Genomic DNA, 20241 nt, shown 5'->3' with positions numbered 1-20241 from the left:
ATCTAGTAGCAAAGCGGTCTTAGTTCTTTTTTAATTAATACCAGCGTTTCTTTTTCTTTTTAGAAGCCTCGCTTTTACGTCCTTTTTTATGTTTACTTCCTGTTTTTTTAGATTTATGAATAATAGGTTTCGCTTTTGGGTCTAACGGATAAGGATGATTTTCTTCTATAGGAATTTGAACATTTATTAATTGCTGAATAGTTTGTACATAGCTTTTTTCATCTGCCGAACACAATGCATAAGATATGCCTGTTTGTCCTGCACGACCTGTTCGTCCAATTCTATGCACATAAGTTTCTGGTACGTTTGGCATATCAAAATTTACAACAGCATCCAATTCGTTAATATCAATACCACGTGCTGCAACATCGGTTGCTATTAAAATATTTATATAGCCATTTTTAAATTTCATTAAAGCATCTTGTCTTAAATTTTGAGTTTTATCGCCATGAATAGTTTCAACTTTATAACCATTTTTTATAAGCGTTTGTTCTAATTTATCTACTCCAAACTTGGTGCGTCTAAAAATAAGAATATTGCCTTTTATGGTATTTCGTAATAAATGTAAACACAATTCAATTTTATTGCGTTTTGGGACATAATACAAAACTTGACTCACATTTTTAGCAGCTGATGATGTTGGAGACACTTCAATGCGCTCTGGAGATTTTAAAATCGTATTTGCAAGTTGCTCCACTTTATATGGCATTGTCGCCGAAAACAATAGTATCTGTTTTTCCTCAGGACATAAACGCTCAATCTTTTTAACATCATCAATAAAGCCCATGTCGAGCATTAAATCGGCTTCATCTAAAACTAAGGTTTCAATATAATCTAAATTGATAATATCTTGTTTATGTAAATCGAGTAATCGCCCTGGTGTAGCAATAAGAATATCAACACCTTTATTTAGGATATCTTTTTGAGGCTCAATAGACGTGCCTCCGTAAACTACTGTCGATCGTAAATTGGTATTTTTGCCATAAACTTTAAAATTTTCATTAATTTGAATGGCTAACTCTCTTGTTGGACTTATAATTAGAGCTCTTACTTTTTTTCCTTTTTTTGGAGCATCTTGTTTATCATACAATAATTGTAAAATGGGTAATGCAAAAGCAGCCGTCTTTCCTGTGCCAGTTTGTGCAGAAGTAATCACATTTTTTTTATCTAAAACAAGCGGAATAGTGCGTTCTTGTACTAAAGTAGGATTGTCGTAACCTGCTTCGGCAATGGCTCTTAAAAGCGGTTTGTTAAGTTGTAAGTCTTTAAATGACATGTAAAAATAGTTTGATGCAAAGATACAGTAAACATTATCAAACTTATTTTATAAAAGCTTCTAACTTTTTCCTTTTTCTAAGTGGCAAAGCTTCATTTTTAATAGCTAAATTTAAAAGCGCTTGATCTTTTTCTTTAGCATATAGCAAGTTAAAAAGTTGTGCAGTTGTTAAACTGTTATTTGTTTGTTCTATAAGTTTAAATACATCTCCATTAGTTACTAGTCCTTCTTCTAAAACACGAGTATAAGTTCCTGGAAAACCATGATTTATAAATTGTTTTAAAACATGTTGTGTTCCAAATTTTACACCAAATTTAAAACAAGGTTGTCTAGGTTGTGTTATTTGTACTAAGGCTTTTCCTACTTTATAAATATCACCAATAAAAATTTCGGTTTCATCTAAATTTTTTACGGTTAAATTTTCTCCAAACATGCCATAATTCCAATCTAAATTTGGGTATAAAGCTTTCCAATATTCATAATGATTTTCTGAAAACAAATAGCAGGCTTTATAAATGCCACCATGCACTTTTCTATCTGAAATCTCATCATTTTTTACGGCTTCTTTTCCTAAATAAACGGGTTCGTTTATTGGTGTTTTGTATATGCCTGTATTTACTTTTTTACCATTCCAAATAATGGTAGTTGGTTTTGCTATGTTTGTTGAGGTGATTTTCATGTACTTAAAAGTAAAGAATTTTAGTTTCCATAAGGGCAATCTAGAAAATAGTTTTGTAGATTAAATTTTCTGTCATCAAAAGTTTCTTGTAATATTTTAAAATGTTGAATTCTATCAATTCTAAAAGCACGATACTGATTGCGCAAATGACACCAGGCAATTAATATCCATTTATGATTGGTTGAATAAAAAGCATAAGGTTCTATTTTTCTGAATGAGGTGTTTGGATCATTAGCTTTACGATAATTAATTTCTATGAAATTTAAATTAGTAATAGCAAGTTGAATTTCTGATAAAGCGTTACTGGAAAATTCTTCGTAAGACCAATTGAAAACGTGTATTTTATTACTTAACAACTCGCTTTTTTGCTGAATTGAACTTTTAAAAACCGATTTTATTTTAGTCAATGCCTCATTAAAATCTGTTACAAAAGAAGTGTCTTTAGATTGATTTGCAATATGTTGTGCCGTGATTAATGCATTGGCTTCCTTTTCGGTAAACTGAACTGGAGCAACCGCATAATGATCCATTAAACTATATCCACGACCTTCAATTGTGGTAACAGGCACACCAGCTTCTTCCAATTTTCTAATATCTCTGTATATGGTTCTAATACTAACATTGTATTTTTTTGAAAGTTCAGTTGCTGTTAAAAGTCGTTTCGATTTTAACAGGGTAAGTATAGATATAAGTCTTGCTAATTGTGACATATTATAACAAAGATAGTGAACCGTTTTACAATTCACTATCTCGTTTTTTAATTAGAATTACTACATAAAAGAGTGTAGTGCAATACGGTTTCCTTCAGTATCTAAAAACTGAGCCATAAATCCATTTTCGCCAATATCCGTTTTTGGTATTAATACTTTTCCACCTGCATTTTCTACCTTTTCAAGTGCTACATTTAAATCTTCACCGCCATTTAAATAAAGGGTGCAACCATCAGAAGTTGGGTTTTGCCCTTCGGCTTCAATAAGACCTCCGCCAACACCATTGTTGTCGTTATCATAAGGAAACATACCATATTTCGTATTCTGCTCTGGCATGTGGTGATCTGTGATTTCGGAGTCCATTACGGTTGTGTAAAATTGTTTTGCTCTTTCGTAATTTTTTACCGGAATTTCAAACCAGCTAATTGCATTTTTCATTTTTAATTTGATTTAATTGTTAAACTTATATGCAAATTTATATGGGTTTGTGTCGTATTGTGTCAAGGGTTATTTTTATATTGAATATTTTTTAATATTAGGCTAGTTTAATTACTTTACAATAGTAAAGAAATAGATTTTATTTCATATAAACTTGTCCACGATGTGGTTTTAAAGCATCTCTAATAGGTTTCATATTATCTTCTGTAACAATCATAAAAGCAATGGCGTGTAAATCTGTAATAGGTTCAAAACCAGTAATTTTTAGATTTAATTTTTCTAATTTAACATAATCTTTTAAATGGATCTCATGATGTTCAGCAATTTTTAAAGCATCCGGACCACGAAAATCCCAAATTAGTTTTAGTTTGCGCATTATTTATTTAATTAAAATGGATGTTAAAAGTAAAGATATATTATATAAATAGGGGTAATATTTTTACTTTTTAAACGTTTGTTAAAGCAACTTGTATTATAGGTTTATATTACTATTTTTGTATCCATCTGAATAATTTTTTCTACATGCAATTAAAACATTTTATTATTTTACTATTAACAGCTATTGTGCTACATGTCAATGCTCAGGATGATAATAATGAGGTGCTTTTTACAGTTGATAATGAGCCAGTTTATGTTTCAGAATTTTTAAGAGTGTATAATAAAAACCTTGATTTGGTTCAAGATGAGTCTCAAAAAGATGTAGATGAATATTTATCGCTTTTCACTACATATAAATTAAAGTTAAAAGAAGCGCAAGTTTTAGAGCTTGATAAAAAGCCATCATATTTAAGAGAATTAAATACGTACAAAAAGCAACTAGCCAAAAATTTTATTTATGATAATAAAGTAACAGATGAGCTGGTTGAAGAAGCATACGAAAGAGTATCTTATGAAATAAAAGCAAATCATATTTTAATTAAAATACCTGAAAATGCAAATCCGCAAGATACATTGGTGGCGTTTAATACCATTGGTAAGTTAAGAGATAGAGCTCTAACTGAAGGTTTCGAAAAAGTTAGAAAAGAAGTGCACAATGGTAAATCTGTTTTTGGCGAAGAATTAGGCTATTTCTCTGGTTTTAGAATGGTTTATAAATTCGAAAACGAAGCGTTTAACACTAATGTTGGCGATATATCTCAACCTTTTAGAACACGCTTTGGCTATCATATTGTTAAAGTTATAGATAAGCGTAAATCTAGAGGCGAGCGTACTGTAGCGCATATTATGGTTGCTATTAAACAAAACGACACGTTAGGTGAAAAGTCAGAAGCTAGAATACGAGATATTTATAAAAAACTAAACCAAGGCGAAGATTTTGATGCCTTGGCTAAACAATTTTCTGATGATAAAAATTCGGCATTAAAAGGAGGTTTGTTATCGTCTTTTTCTAGCGGACAATTAAGTTCGCCTGAGTTTGAAGATGTTGCTTTTAATTTAGAAAACATTAATGATGTATCTGAGCCTTTTAAAACTAAATACGGCTGGCATATTGTTAAATTACATGCTAAAAAATTAGCACCTCCGTTTTCAGACATAAAATCTGAGTTAGAAGCTAAAGTAAAACGCGACGAGCGTTCTAAATTAATTGACGAGGCATTAACAATTAAACTTAAAGCTAAATATAATATTAGCGATGAGCAACCAGCTTTAGAATATTTCGTTTCTATATTAAATGATGATTATTATAAAAATACTTGGAAACTTCCTGAAGATTTTAAAGGCGATTCACCTTTAATCAAAATAGGAAACCAACAATTCTCATTTAAAGATTTTGGAGTTTATTTGGAGAAAACACAACGCGGAACTAATTCTAAATCTACATTTGAAACCATTGTTTCAGAAAAGTATAATACTTTTTTAAATACACGATTAATACAATATCAAGAAAACCATTTAGAAGAAGAAAATGAAGAATTCGCTCATATTGTAAATGAGTATAGAGATGGTTTGCTGCTCTTCGATTTAATGGAAACTACTATTTGGAATACAGCTAAATCAGATTCTTTAAAAACTCAGAACTACTACAATTCCAATAAAGAAAAATACATGTTGCCAAAGCGTATTGATGCCATTGTTGCATCATCTACGAAACAAAGAGTCTTAAAAAAGGTAGCTGAATTATTAGAGCAAAATATGGATTTAGAAAACATAAAAAACCTTGTAAATAATAATGGTGAAGTGCATGTGGTTTTTACATCTGGTATTATGGATGCTACTCATCAAGCGCTCCCTGATAATTTTGAATTTTCAAAAGGCATTTCTAAAATTTATAAACACAATAAAGCTTTTATAGTTGCTAAAGTAAAAGCAGTTCTACCAAAAAAACTAAAAACTTTTGAAGAAGCTCAAGGTTTAATTATAAGCGATTATCAAACTTATAAAGAAGAAAACTGGGTAAAGCAACTAAAAGAAAAATATAAAGTAGTTGTTAACCAAAGCGTACTAAGTAAAGTAAAAAATCAAATTAAAAATTAATCTTTGAAATTTAAAACCCTCATATTTTTAATAGTAGTCATTATAACTACATCGTGCTCTTTTTTTAAAAAGGCAGACGATAGAATTCCAATTGCAAGGGTTAACGAAGCCTATTTGTATGATGACGATATAAAAGACTTAATCACAGATGCTACCACAAAAGAGGATAGTGTTTTATTAGTTCAAAATTCCATTAATCGCTGGGCAACACAACAATTGTTTGTAGATGGTGCTATGCTAAATTTGAGTGAAGAAAAACAAGCAACATTTAATAAGTTAATAGAGCAATATAAAAACGATTTGTATACTAAAGCCTATATTGAAGCCTTAGTAAAAAAAAACATCGATACTACATTAGCTAATGATGAGGCTGAAACGTATTATGAAAATAATAAAGAAGCCTTTAAATTAAATGAAGAGCTTATTAAGTTTCGTTATGTGCATGTAGATGAAAATATAATCAACTTTAAAGCTATAAAAGAGAAGTTTCAACGCTTTAATTTAAAGGATAAAAAAGAGTTAGATTCTATCTCTATTCAGTTTAAATCTTTTTCATTAAATGATTCAATTTGGATAAAAGTAAGTCAGGTAATGGATAAAATTTCAGTAGTAAATCCAGAAAATAAAGATGAACTGTTAAAAAAATCTAATTTTTTACAACTCAAAGATTCATTAGGAGTATATTTGATGCAAATTAATAATGTTTTGTTGCGTAACGAAACCGCACCGTTGGAATATGTTAAGCCAACAATTAAGCAAATAGTTATTAATAAAAGGAAGTTAGAACTTATTAGAGAATTAGAAAAAGATATTACAAAAGATGCTATTAAAAACAAACAATTTGAAATTTATAATTAATTTGAAGTATATATTTATTTTAAGCATAACCTTACTAACTGTGAATGTTATGTCTGCGCAAGAGATTATTGAAGATGAAGTAAAAGAAACTGTAAAAAAAGCAGATACAGTAAAAAATACTTTTAACGCAAAAAAAGTAGATGGTGTTGCAGCTGTAGTAGGCGATTATATTGTTTTAGAATCTGATTTAGATAAAGAATATAAACAATTAGAAGTTCAAGGTGTAGATATTAATGTAATAAAGCCATGTGAGTTATTTGGTAAACTTTTAGAAAATAAATTGTACTCACATCATGCTGTTCAAGATAGTATTCAAGTGTCTAGTGCAGAAATTCTTCAACAAGTAGATTATACAATACAACAGTTTTTACAACAAACTGGAGGTTCAATGGAAAAACTTTTGGAAATTCATAAAAAAGAAGATGAAAAAAGCTACAGAGACGAAATATTTGAGATTATAAAAAACAATCAATTAGCTTCAAAAATGCAAGCTAAAATTGTTGAAGATGTAGATATTACTCCGGATGAAGTTAGAATATTTTTTAATAAAATTCCAGAAGACGAAAGACCTACATTTGGTACAGAGCTTAAGGTTGCACAAATTGTAGCAGCACCAGAAGTATCTGAAGATGAAAAACAAAAAATAATTGATCGTTTAAAAGGTTTTAAAGCAGATGTTGTAGAAAATGGAGCTAGTTTTAGGTCAAAAGTGGTTTTGTATGGTCAAGATCCTGGAATGAAAGAGTCAAGTTATATCTATACTTTAGATAGAAAAAAACCTAGAATGGTTAAAGAGTTTAGAGATGTTGCTTTTTCGTTACAAGAAGGGGAAATATCAGATCCTTTTGAAACAGAATTTGGATTCCATATTATTAAACTTGAAAAAATTAGAGGACAACAATATGATATAAGTCATATTTTATTAATTCCTAAAGTTTCAGATGATGCTATTAAAGAAGCCAAAGAACGCTTGGAAAAAGTGAGACAAAGTATTGTTGATGGCGATATTGCTTTTGCAGAAGCAGCAAGAGAATCGAGTGACGAAAAAGAGACAAAGTTTGATGGCGGACAATTAATTAATCCGCAAACACAAGATTATAATTTTGAGTTAACCAGAATGGATCCTGAATTATATGCTCAGATTCAAAATTTAAAAGATAATGAAGTAAGTTTAGTATTAAAAGAAGAGGATAGAAGAGGAACAGTTAAATTTAAAATTTTAATGGTTACAGATAGAATTAATGAGCATGAAGCTGATTATGCACGTGATTATTTAAAAATAAAAGAGCAAGCTCTAAACGAAAAAAGAGTTATTGCTATAGAAAAATGGCAAAAAGAAAAAATATTAGATACTTATATTAAAGTTAGCGGAAAACATAGAGATTGCGATTTTTCTAGTAACTGGTTAAAACAATAAATATATGTCGGATGTAGCTGCCGTAGAACAATTTGTAAAGCGATATAAAGATTTAAAAACCGAAATAGCCAAAGTTATTGTTGGTCAAGATGAGGTTGTAAATCAAATTTTAATTTCTATTTTTTCTGGCGGTCACTCCTTACTTATTGGTGTTCCGGGTTTAGCAAAAACATTAATGGTAAATACCATTGCACAAGCCTTAGGTCTCGATTTTAAGCGTATTCAATTTACTCCAGATTTAATGCCAAGTGATATTCTTGGTAGCGAAATCTTAGATGAAGACCGACATTTTAAATTTATAAAAGGCCCTATTTTTGCAAATATAATTTTAGCAGACGAGATTAACAGAACACCACCAAAAACCCAAGCAGCTTTATTAGAAGCGATGCAAGAACGTGCGGTGACAGTAGCTGGACATCATTATAAATTAAGTTTACCGTATTTTGTTTTAGCCACACAAAACCCTATTGAGCAAGAAGGGACGTATCCGTTACCAGAGGCACAATTAGACCGTTTTATGTTTGCTATTAACTTGGGGTATCCATCTTTTGAGGAGGAAGTTCAAGTAGTAAAAACAACGACTACCGACAAGCAAGTTGAAGTAAATGCTCTGTTTTCTGCACAGCAAATTATAGATTTTCAACAGCTTATTCGACGTATGCCTGTTGCCGATAATGTTGTTGAATATGCCGTAACTATGGTTGGTAAAACAAGACCAAATACAGATGCAGCAAACGACTTAGTTAAAACATACATAGATTGGGGAGCAGGACCAAGAGCCTCGCAAAATCTAATTTTAGCGGCTAAAACACATGCTGCAATTCTTGGTAAGTTTTCTCCAGATATTGAGAATGTTCAAGCAGTAGCTAATAGTATTTTAAGGCATCGTATTATTAAAAATTACAAAGCTGAAGCTGAAGGTGTTACTGAAGATCAGATTATTGAAAGTCTTTTTTAATACTAGTTATTTTTCAATTAAATAAGATTTAAATCCATCTTTTAAATTATCGGTTCGCATTTGCGGAATATAATTATAATAATATCTTATATAGTCTATCTGTTTCTTGTTTACACAAGGTAATTCGCCATTTCCAGTAGCCCAAAAAAAGGTATCTTCACTTGGTGAGTTAAATTCAAAACCATCAATATTATGCTTAGTAAATTTGGTTTCAGTTTTAGTATTCTTTTCTGGAATAATAATGTTTCTCAATCGGAATGTATTCAATTCCATCGCAAAGTCATTACTTGTAAACGTGTTCAAATTTATAGTTATAAAAATAGGAATAGCACTTAGAATAATAGATAGAGTCACTAAATACAATCCAACTTTCTTGTTTTTTATAATAGTAACAAATAATTGAATAGCTAAAAATGAAACAAACACAAAAAAGAACCTGTACTGAGGCGATGTAAACCATAATATAACAAGTTGTAAGATTGCCAAAATATAGATTGTAAATAAGCTGTGTTTGTGTTTGCTTTTATAAATAACCCAAGGAAATACAAGTATTAATAAAATGTATGTTTTATTAAATACACCATGTAACTTTGGTATATTTAACCAATGTGCTATTTTTTCTAAAAAGCTAAAAGAAGATACATCTACATTATTCATACCTGCTAAATATGTGCCATTTTTATAGAATTCAATAAGAGCTTTTGGTTGCTTCCATTCAAAATTTAAAATATCAAATTGAGTTAGTGGATATAATAAATATCCAGAAATAATTATATTTTTCACAATGAATAAACCAAAAACAAGTATGCTTAAAAATGAATATTGCCATATTCCTCTTTTTAAAGTTTTATAATTCTTTAAGAAAAGAATTATAACTAAAATTGATAAAAGAGCCATAGTCACTTTAACAAAACATAAAAAGAGCACTAAACTTAAAATAATTTTAAAGTCGTTTATTACTATGTTTTTGTATTCTGTAATAAATAGATAAAGTATATATGGCGTTATTAAAAAAATAATTAAATCTGGAGATGGTGCATTAACAAACTGCATTAAAAAGAGAGAAAATAAAAGTACTAGTCCTAAACTAAAACTTTGAATGTTTTCTCCATTGTTGTAGTCATTTAACTTTTCAACAGCAAAAAAGCTAAATATTACAAATAAAAAACCATTTAAATCATTATAAAAACCTGATAAAAAAGGAAAATTAAAACCAGCTTGTATAATGTGCCACGACGAATTCTGACCAAAAAACATGTGTACATTTGCCAACCCCTTTACATATCCATATTCGTTAAGCCATTTTATAGTTTGGATGTAATACGTTTCATTATCAATAAGATATGGTTTAGTACTGCTTTGTGCTAATATGATAATGAACAGAAATAAATAAAGAATTTTATATTGAAGTTTTAATTTTTTAAATAATAGAAGGGTAGAATTAAAATAATCTTTAATAATACTTCGATATCTATAGGTAAGTAAAATATTTATACATAGAATAAATAGATAATATTCAATATGTATTCTAATAAAAAAGGCAGAAAAACTTGTAATTATAGCATAAAAGAAAAGTCCTAATACTTGAAGAATAATAACATTGCAAGTCTTAATACCTAAAATTTTTGTAAATAAGATTCCAAAGTTTTTAGCTGTGATAAAAATATAAATCCAACTTAAAAAAATGAGTAGCATATAGTTATCGTTTGTTGCAAACTTAAGATTATTAAATATATAAATAGAGTATTGTTATTCTCATATTACTTTTTTCAATGAAGCAAAAATGAATATATCAGGCTTCTTTTTTTGTTAATTTAAAAGTTTTAATATAGTTATTTTGATGAATCCTTATTTTAAGCAATAGTAGTATTATTTAAATTGCGAATTATTTAAAATTATAATAGATTTGATTAGAATTTTTTAATGCATTCTATTATTTGTATTTTTGCAAGACTTTGAAAAACTGAACAAATTAAAATAAATAAAATATGGCATTTGACATCGATATGATAAAAGGTGTTTACACCAAAATGGCAGAACGAGTAGATAAAGCTCGCGAGATTGTGGGTAAACCATTAACGCTATCTGAAAAGATATTGTATTCTCATCTATGGGATGGTAATCCTACTAAAGCCTTTGCAAGAGGAAAGGATTATGTCGATTTTGCACCAGATAGAATTGCATGTCAAGATGCTACAGCACAAATGGCATTATTGCAGTTTATGCAAGCAGGAAAAACTAAAGTTGCTGTACCAACAACGGTACATTGCGATCACTTAATCCAAGCAAAAGAAGGCGCTGCAACAGATTTAAAACACGCTAACAATGTAAGTAGTGAGGTTTTTAATTTCTTAGAATCAGTGTCAAATAAATACGGTATAGGTTTCTGGAAACCAGGAGCAGGTATTATTCACCAAGTAGTATTAGAAAATTATGCATTCCCAGGAGGAATGATGATTGGTACCGATTCGCATACTGTAAATGCAGGGGGATTAGGTATGGTTGCTATTGGTGTTGGTGGCGCAGATGCTGTTGATGTTATGGCTGGTATGGCTTGGGAGCTTAAATTTCCAAAATTAATAGGTGTTAAATTAACTGGTAAACTTTCAGGATGGACTGCACCAAAAGATGTCATTTTAAAAGTAGCAGAAATTCTTACTGTTAAAGGAGGTACAGGAGCTATCGTTGAATATTTCGGACCTGGAGCAACTTCAATGTCGTGTACAGGAAAAGGAACTATTTGTAACATGGGAGCTGAAATAGGAGCAACGACTTCTACTTTTGGATACGATGAGTCTATGGAACGTTATTTACGAGCTACTGATAGAGCAGATGTTGCTGATGCTGCAAACACTGTAAAACAACACTTAACTGCTGATGCAGAAGTTTATGCAAATCCAGAACAATATTTCGATCAAGTTATAGAAATCAATTTATCAGAATTAGGTCCATTATTAAATGGCCCTTTCACTCCAGATTTATCAACAACAGTTGGTAAAGCAATGACTGAAAAAGCGACTGCAAACGAGTGGCCTTTAAAAGTAGAGTGGGGATTAATAGGTTCTTGTACAAACTCATCTTATGAGGATTTATCAAGAGCATCATCTATCGCACAACAAGCTTTAGATAAAGGTTTAAAAATGAAAGCCGAATTAGGTATCAACCCAGGTTCAGAGCAAGTACGCTTTACAGCAGAACGCGATGGTATTCTTGGAATTTTCGAAAACCTAGACGCTAAAATATTCACCAATGCTTGTGGTCCATGTATTGGACAATGGGCAAGATATTCAGACCCTAAGAACGCACCAAAAAACAGCATCGTACATTCTTTTAATAGAAACTTTGCTAAGCGAGCCGACGGAAACCCAAACACTCATGCCTTTGTAGCATCACCAGAATTAACAGCAGCTATAGCAGTTGCTGGACGTTTAGATTTCAATCCGTTAACAGATAAGTTAATTAATGAAAACGGACAAGAAGTGATGTTCGATGAGCCAACAGGATGGGAGTTACCACCAAAAGGTTTCGCTGTAGATGATAATGGCTATTTAGCCCCAGAAGCTGATGGTAGCCATGTGCAAGTTTCAGTAAAAGACGATTCAGAACGTTTACAATTATTAGAACCGTTCACACCAATTGGGAATTCAATTACAGGTGCTAAACTTTTAATAAAAGCATTCGGAAAATGTACTACCGATCATATTTCTATGGCAGGTCCATGGTTACGTTTTAGAGGGCATTTAGATAATATTGCAAACAACACTTTAATAGGTGCAGTAAATGCCTTTGGTAAGAAAACCAATTTTGTTAAAAATCAATTAACGGGAGAATACGGAGGTGTTCCAGATACGGCAAGAGCATATAAAGCTGCTGGTATTAAAACCATTGTAGTTGGCGATCATAACTATGGTGAAGGCTCATCTAGAGAGCACGCTGCAATGCAACCACGTCATTTGGGTGTAGCTGCGGTTATCGTAAAATCGTTTGCACGTATCCACGAAACAAACCTTAAAAAACAAGGAATGTTAGGTTTAACCTTTGCTAACGAGAGCGATTACGATTTAATCCAAGAGAACGATACATTTAACTTTATCGATTTAAACGCATTCGCTCCAGGAAAACAATTAACGCTAGAAGCTGTTCATGAAGATGGATCTAAAGATCTTATCAAATTGAATCATACTTACAACGAGTCGCAAATCGAATGGTATAACGAGGGATCTGCACTTAATTTAATTAAAAAGCAAAACGCTTAAATTACAAGCACATACATTTAAAAATCCAGTCTGTAAAGGCTGGATTTTTTAGTTTAAAATAATGTCACTTCGAGTGATTTCGATTTTTAATCGGAATCTTATCGAGAAGTTGGGCGTTACCTATACCCTGAATTTAGTTCCGGGCCTAGGTTGGGCTTTACGTTACAAGTCCTCGCTTCGTCCCGATAGCTATCAAGACTCACTGTGGGCTTTCCTCTGTAATACCTAATGCACGTATCTGCTAGATTTATTTTTAAGAGGTTCAGTATTTTTTCTAATTTTACAAACTAACTTTTATATTTTCTAGGGTTCTGATAGAAGGAAATCGTTCAGTTTATTTTTCTCGGTGCTTTTTTCTACAGTTTTATATATTTTGCTACAAGAGATCTAAAAATTAGGATAATTTTACTTCTTCATATTATATAATTACTTCACAATAATTTTTTTAACACTTGTATTTTTATTTTCGGTTTTTATGTTCACAAAATAAGTTCCAGAAGGTAAGTCAAAATATAGTTTCTGATTAAAATTAGTATTGAAATATTTTTTCACACTTCTACCTGTAATATCATTGATGATAATTTCTTTAATTTTTAAATCTAAATTACTTTTTATAAAGAAATAATCCTCAGAAGGGTTAGGATATATCTGAATATTCTTAGTATCATCTATATCCTTTACATTCAAGCTGTTTTTTGGTTCTGAGCTAATTTCAACAATCCAGCCTCTCCAAGTACTTGTGGAATTCCAATCTTCTATTGTTTCTGGGAGATAAGCAAAAGAGGTGCTATTAGCATGAGAGAAATTGAAAGTTAAACAACCACTCTCATTATCGGCCTTTAAAACAGTCTCAGGTTTAATAAAAGGTATTTCTGAAAATGTAGAAAAAAGCACACTATTGGATGCTCTGGTATTATTCCCGTCAATAACAGTAAAGGGATCCCCGCCAGTATATTGAGGGATGTCCAACCTCTTTACTGTTGCCACTATTCTTTCGGTGTCGGAATTTGGACAAATGGCGGTGTTTTCAAGTTGACCCAATATAGTCCAAGCTTTCCTTTGTCTCATTTGTCCAGAGGAATTCGCATGGTAAATTCCTTCATTAAGCAAATTTTTAGTTGTTTTAATGAGTTTTGGTACTGGATAAGTATTGATAAATCCATCGGGGCACATTGTTGTAATATAGAATTCGTATTCTGTATTTTCTTCCAAATCATCGAGTATAATAGAATAGTAAATTAAATTTTCATCAAATCTGTCTTTCTCAGTCTTATAAGTATGATAAGGCCTGCGCAGGTCTTCCTCTAAAAATTGTCTGGTGTTATCAAATTCTTTTGTGAACCCCGTTCCTAATAAAAAACCAACAGGTCCATATTCAACTTTATAAAGTATGTTATCGTCATTTTTTGCCCAAACCAGCTCCACTTCATTATGGCTTAATCGTTGAAACAAAAAGTCTTTTTCGTTGGTTGTCCCACAGGTAGGTTTTGGTTCACTATATACTTTTGCTTCCCAATACGAAGTACCATCAATTTTTTGAAAATAGGATAAAGAGCCGTCTTCTTTTTCAGAGACTACGGGATACAAATTAGAATCGTGCCTAAAAGCATAGCAACTATAATAGTTGTATCCATTTTGCTCGTTTAAGAAATTAATAACTACTTCACTTCTGACAGTGCTCTGATTTAAATATGGTTTAATATTAAAATAAGTAAATTCAATTCTAATTCTTTCCCCAATATTGTCTGGATATAGTATCTCTATATCATCATTAGAAGTCAATAAGACACCGTTTGAAAAGTCTTTCCTTGTTTTGTCTTTATAGGCAGGAGCATAATCATTGAAGTTGCCGTTATCACATTTTGAAGAGATGTAGAAATCGTATTCTGTGTCAGGAGATAAGCCTATGATACTGATATTTTTGTCCAAAGTGTTTTTTATTATACCGTTACCTCTATTAAACCCTGCAAGCCCATATTCAATTTTCCATTCAGACACATCAGTTTCAGCCTCCCAAGCTAAGCTTATCTCTTGATGCGTAAAGTTGGTTGTTGATATATTGAAAGGCTCACTGCAATCAGGGATCAGCTCGCTGATTACATCCGCTTCCCATCCCCTTGAATAATAATCATGATACCACGGATTTGTACTACTTGTAAATTCAACCGTAATAGCCCCATTAGGATCATGAGAATAGAATGATACTCCTTTGTTTTCAAGATCATTGGCATTTCTTAGCTCTACAATTAGCCCGGAATTTGTGTCAGTACCACTATATAATTTCAAGGCATTATTGTTGTAAATTCGCATTAAATCAATATAATCAAAATTGACACGAATTCTTTCTCCTTGAGCTTTAGGATATATTGTTGTTATTTTTGTTTGATTTTCAGGAATATTATTGTCGATTCCCCCGTCATCAGTAAACTTATCGCCTCCAAAAAAATTAGGAGTCGTTTTAAAAGTTAGTGGTTCAACATAGATATTATCTTGACCTCCTTCTGCACATACAGTAGTAACATAAGCTTGGTATGAAGTTGATTTATTTAGATTATCGAGAGTGATAAAATCCTCATTTGTTTGTACGATGGTCCCTGTTCCTCTTTCAAATCCTTCTAATCCGTACTCTATACTGTAACTATCATTTAAATTAGAGGTTTTAGTCCAATTCAACTCACATTGATTATGGCTCAATTTAAAGTTATTAACTTGAAAATTTGTAGCTTCTTCACAATTAGGAGTTGCCTCACAAGTAATATCTATGTCCCATTTTATATCAGAGTAGTTATAATAATTATTAATAATATCAAAGAAAATGACATTACTGTTTCCTGAAGAAACAAACTCACTTGAGGGTGAATTACGGTGTAAATGTTTGAGTAAAGGACTATTTGAATCAGGACCATCATATATTTTAATTTCCTCATAACTACCTAGTCTTACAGAGTTTACTTTTATTCGAGCTCTTTTATTGTCTCTTAGGTGTATATAAAAATCCCTTGTATATTGGTAGTCAGTATAAACCTTATCTCTTCCTCCTCTGTCATATATTTTACCTTCAAAACAATAATCAATATTTGTTTTTTCTGAGAATGGCCCTATTGGGGTACTAAAACGTTCACCACACTTATTTCTTAAATAAAAATCATATTCAGTATCGCTTTGTAAGTTCTCAACAATAACATCATTTGAAGAATAATTTTCTGTCGTACCTTCACCAAGTGTAAAGCCTTTTAATCCATATTCTAGCTGCCACTCTTCATTAAGGTCAAGGTCAATATTTACCCCAGTTAACTCTATTTGATTTAATTTGTAAGAGTCAAGTCTTCTAAAAGAAATAGTTGATTCACAAAAAGGTTTTGTAGAAATAGAAGTTGCTTTTTTTGTATCACTTAAGCTTGAGTCGTCACATTCTTCAGTTAAGTAGAAATCATATTCTGTCAACTCACTTAACGATGATATTGTTATTGTATTTGTATAAGTTTCAACTTTTTCACCAGTGCCTATTTCAAAATTTTTAAGACCATATTCAATATATGTACGGTTTGTTGTGCTTTTTACCCAACTTAGAGTGATTGAATTATAGGTAATATTTGTTGGAGAAATAAACCTAGGTGAATTGCATTGTGGTTTGTCAATACAGCTAACATTTCCTATCCAGCCTGGAGCATTATTTTGTGAATTGTTTGATTCAAACACAATATACAGTTCTCCATTGGCTACCCTTGAAATGATTGGTTCTGATGGCAGGGTGTTATTGTCGTAAACTACTATAGGGTCTCCAAGAGCGTAACTACCTTCCCAGATTTTTAATGTAGCATCGGGTGATAATTCAAATAATTCAAAATCTAAACTTATTCTTTTGTCTGAAGAGTTTGGTCTTAAATTGTATGATTCATAGTAAGTTCCTACGTAATTTTCTTCAAAACCAGGATCAAAAAACAAATCTCCATTACAGTAATCTGCACTTGTAACGTTTTGATAAACATCAGATGTAGTTGGAGTGCTTCCACAATTGTTAGTTACGTAGAAATCATACTGTGTATTAGAGTTTAAGTTGTTGATTTGGATAGCTGTAAATGAGCTAGAAATTTTAGTTCCAGTTCCAAAGCTGAAGTTTTTAAGGCCATACTCTATTTCAAAATTACCTGTCAATGAATTGTTTCCTGAATTCCAAGTTAATGTTATAGAATTGGTGGTTTTATTATTTGTATCTATTTGGTATGGCTTAAGGCATTGAGTATTTCCTGTAAAACCTATGAGGCTTAGAGTAATAAATATTAATAGTTTTTTTGTCATATCAGCTTTTATTGAATCTAGTATGTTATTTAAGATTGAGGATTTTACAAGGAGAAAAATCTGATTTAGTAAAGAAAATGATTCTTTTAAATTTAGTGCTAAAATATCTGTTATTTTGTATCATTATATCGTTGTTTTGATTTTCGCATCAACTTTTCAACCTTTTTATTCTAAACTGAAAAGTATTTCAATTCAGATTTGTTCTTCTCTGCGTTTACTACTAAATAAAGTTTTTACGAATATGTGTCGTTTCAATGATACATAATAGATTCTAAACGAATTTGTCGTTTTTTTTCTTATAAAGTCAAACGATGATCAAAATAGCTATCACTAATTATTAACCAAATTCCTTCCAATCCAAAACATCAAAATCGTATTTTTGAAAAAACTTCAAAATGAACTCCAGACAAGACCAACTTAAAGCTTTCGATAGACTACTAACTATAATGGACGAGTTACGAGAGCAATGTCCATGGGATAAAAAGCAAACTATGGAAACCTTACGCTACTTAACCATAGAAGAAACTTACGAACTTGGAGATGCCATTCTAGATAAAGATTTAGAAGAAGTTAAAAAAGAGTTAGGCGATGTGTTATTGCACATTGTATTTTACGCTAAAATAGGAAGTGAAACCAAAGATTTTGATATTGCCGATGTATGCAACAGCATTTGCGAAAAACTAATAAGCAGACACCCGCACATTTACAGCGACGTAAAAGTTGAAAATGAAGACGATGTAAAACGAAACTGGGAAAACCTAAAACTTAAAGAAGGCAAAACCAGTGTTTTAGAAGGCGTTCCAAAAAGTTTACCAGCTTTAGTAAAAGCGAATAGAATTCAAGAAAAAGTAGCAGGCGTTGGTTTTGATTGGGAAGAACCAAACCAAGTTTGGGAAAAAGTAGAGGAGGAGCTAAACGAATTTAAAGCGGAAGTACAATTGGGCAATCAAGACAACATGGAAAGTGAATTTGGAGACGTTATATTCTCAATGGTAAACTACGCTCGCTTTCTAAACATTAACCCTGAAAATGCTTTGGAACGTACCAATAAAAAATTCTCTAAACGTTTCCAGTATTTAGAAAGTAAAGCTAAAAGTTTAAACAAACCACTTAAAGACATGACACTTGCCGAAATGGATGTATTTTGGGAGGAAGCTAAAAAATTGTAAAAGCTTTTTGTTTTGTATTTATCTTAACACAGTTAATTTGCTGTTTGGGCTTTGTTTTTGTACATTTGCAGCATGGGAAAAGGAATTCATGAAAAGCGAAATAACAGAATCTTCAACTTTAATTTTCTAGTTTTTAGAAACCAATCGGATAAATTTATCCCTCCAGCTTTATAGCTCTAAAGCACTTTTAACACAATACTTTCTGTGTCTTAATTTTATTATTTACTTATACTATTTAAGTATTTAATCAATCACGCATAATTGTTTTTTTCAATTTTATCTATATCTAATTATAGATAAATATTACTATAACCCGTTGTGCATTATGATTTAAAAGAAAAAAGTTGTCCATCTTACTGATAATCAGTAACTTGTTTTAGCGATAAAACATTAATTATGAACAACTTAAATGCAAATTACGAAAGAATATTGGAAGTATTAAGAAAAATATCAAAAGAGCAGCTTTTAGCTTATCAAAGACGACAACCCAAACTGAGTGATTTGGAGTTGGTAAGCCTAAGCCTTACATCAGAATATATGGGTATAGATAGTGAGAGTAACCTATTTAGACAACTTCCTGATGTCATTTCATCAAAAATTAACCGCAGTGTTTATAATCGTAGAAGAAGAAAGTTAGCAAATCATATTGATGCAATACGTTTAAAATTGGCTACTCATTTTAATGAATTTGAAGACTATTTCATTGTAGATAGTATGCCTTTAGAGGTTTGTAAGCTATCAAGAAGTTCTCGTTCAAGAATATGTAAAGAAGCTACTTATGTCTTTCCAGACAAAGGTTATTGTGCTTCTCAAAGTGCTAATTATTATGGGTATAAATTACATGCTATTTGTTCTGTTAGCGGTATTTTTCAGAGTATAGATTTGAGTCCGGCATCTGTTCATGATGTGAATTATCTTAAAGATATTAAAGCACAAATTAGCAATTGCACTTTAATTGGTGATAGAGGTTATTTATCCGCAGAAATTCAACTTAACTTGTTTGATACTTGTAACATAAAGCTAAATACACCGATGAGAAATAATCAAAACAATTACAAAAAACAACCGTACATTTTTAGAAAATCGAGAAAGAGGATAGAAACTTTATTTTCTCAACTGTGTGACCAATTCATGATAAGACGCAACTACGCTAAGTCTTTTGAAGGCTTTAAGACCAGAATAATATCTAAAACAACTTCGCTAACTGTAATTCAATACATTAACAAATTTGTCTTTGATAGAAAAATAAACAATATAAAAATCAGCATTATTTAAAATGCACAACGGGTTACTATAATATGATTTAATGACCATTAAAGACATGGCTTTAAATCAAGACATATAGAAATACAATTAGAGCAAAAATCAATTTTAAAAACTAAAATAAATGAAAATTTTACAAGTAAAAAGAAAAACAATATACGAAAAACGTCATACAGTTAAAATGGGAGAACTAACTGCTAAGGTAACTTACATAAAAAAATATTTATTTGGTTTACCAATAAAAACGCTTCATAAATACCGCGAAACGTATTACGGCGAGGTTAAAGATTGTAAAGATTGTATGCTATTTGTTTAGTTCAAATTAATAAAAATATTTTAAGTGGAAGTACTAGTAATTGTTGCTGCAAAACTGAGTACATATAAAAAACAAAAAGCCTCATAATAAATACATTATGAGGCTTTTTGTTTTAAACAGACAACAA

At 31.0% G+C, this 20241-nt stretch carries 15 protein-coding genes; 8 read left to right on the top strand and 7 right to left on the bottom strand.

Annotated elements, in window-relative coordinates; all coding sequences use genetic code 11:
* Window positions 1-34 precede the first annotated feature (34 nt).
* The 5 genes from RG22_RS02635 to RG22_RS02615 form a co-directional block, all read right to left on the bottom strand.
* Window positions 35-1276, bottom strand: coding sequence for a DEAD/DEAH box helicase (locus tag RG22_RS02635; protein WP_034040630.1), 1242 nt, complete (start codon window positions 1274-1276; stop codon window positions 35-37).
* A gap of 43 nt (window positions 1277-1319) precedes the next feature.
* Window positions 1320-1955: an MOSC domain-containing protein gene (locus RG22_RS02630; protein ID WP_034040629.1), complete on the bottom strand. Its 636-nt coding sequence runs from the start codon at window positions 1953-1955 to the stop codon at window positions 1320-1322.
* A 20-nt stretch (window positions 1956-1975) separates the two neighbouring features.
* Window positions 1976-2665 (bottom strand): helix-turn-helix transcriptional regulator, encoded by a 690-nt coding sequence (locus tag RG22_RS02625; protein WP_034040628.1) that lies wholly within the window; start codon window positions 2663-2665, stop codon window positions 1976-1978.
* Window positions 2666-2725: 60 nt separating this feature from the next.
* Complete coding sequence (locus RG22_RS02620) at window positions 2726-3103, bottom strand: VOC family protein (protein ID WP_034040627.1); 378 nt, start codon at window positions 3101-3103, stop codon at window positions 2726-2728.
* A gap of 139 nt (window positions 3104-3242) precedes the next feature.
* Window positions 3243-3479 (bottom strand): hypothetical protein, encoded by a 237-nt coding sequence (locus RG22_RS02615; protein WP_081997649.1) that lies wholly within the window; start codon window positions 3477-3479, stop codon window positions 3243-3245.
* A 146-nt stretch (window positions 3480-3625) separates the two neighbouring features.
* On the opposite strand from RG22_RS02615, the gene RG22_RS02610 reads away from it, so the two are divergent.
* From RG22_RS02610 to RG22_RS02595, 4 genes are read left to right on the top strand one after another with little or no spacing between them, the layout of a single operon-like run.
* Window positions 3626-5578, top strand: a complete 1953-nt coding sequence (locus RG22_RS02610) for a peptidylprolyl isomerase (RefSeq protein WP_034040624.1) — start codon at window positions 3626-3628, stop codon at window positions 5576-5578.
* Between the two features lie 3 nt (window positions 5579-5581).
* Window positions 5582-6436 (top strand): hypothetical protein, encoded by an 855-nt coding sequence (locus RG22_RS17820; RefSeq protein WP_052143597.1) that lies wholly within the window; start codon window positions 5582-5584, stop codon window positions 6434-6436.
* Window positions 6399-7853 (top strand): peptidylprolyl isomerase, encoded by a 1455-nt coding sequence (locus RG22_RS02600; protein ID WP_034040621.1) that lies wholly within the window; start codon window positions 6399-6401, stop codon window positions 7851-7853. The genes RG22_RS17820 and RG22_RS02600 overlap by 38 nt, the downstream gene beginning before the upstream one ends.
* A gap of 4 nt (window positions 7854-7857) precedes the next feature.
* Window positions 7858-8811: an AAA family ATPase gene (locus tag RG22_RS02595; RefSeq protein ID WP_034040619.1), complete on the top strand. Its 954-nt coding sequence runs from the start codon at window positions 7858-7860 to the stop codon at window positions 8809-8811.
* Between the two features lie 6 nt (window positions 8812-8817).
* On the opposite strand, the gene RG22_RS02590 is transcribed toward RG22_RS02595, so the two are convergent.
* Window positions 8818-10506: a DUF8201 family protein gene (locus RG22_RS02590; RefSeq protein WP_034040617.1), complete on the bottom strand. Its 1689-nt coding sequence runs from the start codon at window positions 10504-10506 to the stop codon at window positions 8818-8820.
* Between the two features lie 293 nt (window positions 10507-10799).
* Between RG22_RS02590 and RG22_RS02585 the strand changes: the two genes are divergently transcribed.
* Entirely contained in the window at window positions 10800-13067 is a 2268-nt protein-coding gene (locus RG22_RS02585) for an aconitate hydratase (RefSeq protein WP_034040615.1), read from the top strand.
* A gap of 426 nt (window positions 13068-13493) precedes the next feature.
* On the opposite strand, the gene RG22_RS02580 is transcribed toward RG22_RS02585, so the two are convergent.
* Window positions 13494-17366 carry a T9SS type A sorting domain-containing protein gene (locus RG22_RS02580; RefSeq protein ID WP_034040613.1) on the bottom strand — a complete coding sequence of 1291 codons (3873 nt, stop codon included), beginning with the start codon at window positions 17364-17366 and terminating at the stop codon, window positions 13494-13496.
* 395 nt (window positions 17367-17761) lie between these two features.
* Here RG22_RS02580 and mazG point away from each other — a divergent pair, with 395 nt between their 5' ends.
* The 3 genes from mazG (at window position 17762) to RG22_RS02565 (ending at window position 20114) form a co-directional block, all read left to right on the top strand.
* Complete coding sequence (gene mazG, locus RG22_RS02575; protein WP_034040611.1) at window positions 17762-18535, top strand: nucleoside triphosphate pyrophosphohydrolase; 774 nt, start codon at window positions 17762-17764, stop codon at window positions 18533-18535.
* Between the two features lie 396 nt (window positions 18536-18931).
* Window positions 18932-19810 carry an IS982 family transposase gene (locus RG22_RS02570; RefSeq protein ID WP_034040609.1) on the top strand — a complete coding sequence of 293 codons (879 nt, stop codon included), beginning with the start codon at window positions 18932-18934 and terminating at the stop codon, window positions 19808-19810.
* A 112-nt stretch (window positions 19811-19922) separates the two neighbouring features.
* Window positions 19923-20114, top strand: coding sequence for a hypothetical protein (locus tag RG22_RS02565; protein WP_034040606.1), 192 nt, complete (start codon window positions 19923-19925; stop codon window positions 20112-20114).
* The last annotated feature ends 127 nt before the right edge of the window (window positions 20115-20241 follow it).

It is taken from the genome of Wocania ichthyoenteri Th78, from assembly GCF_000789235.1.
Taxonomy (GTDB): Bacteria; Bacteroidota; Bacteroidia; order Flavobacteriales; family Flavobacteriaceae; genus Wocania_A; species Wocania_A ichthyoenteri.
The sequence above is the reverse complement of the archived record's forward strand: the minus strand, read 5'-3'. Positions and strand labels throughout refer to the sequence as shown.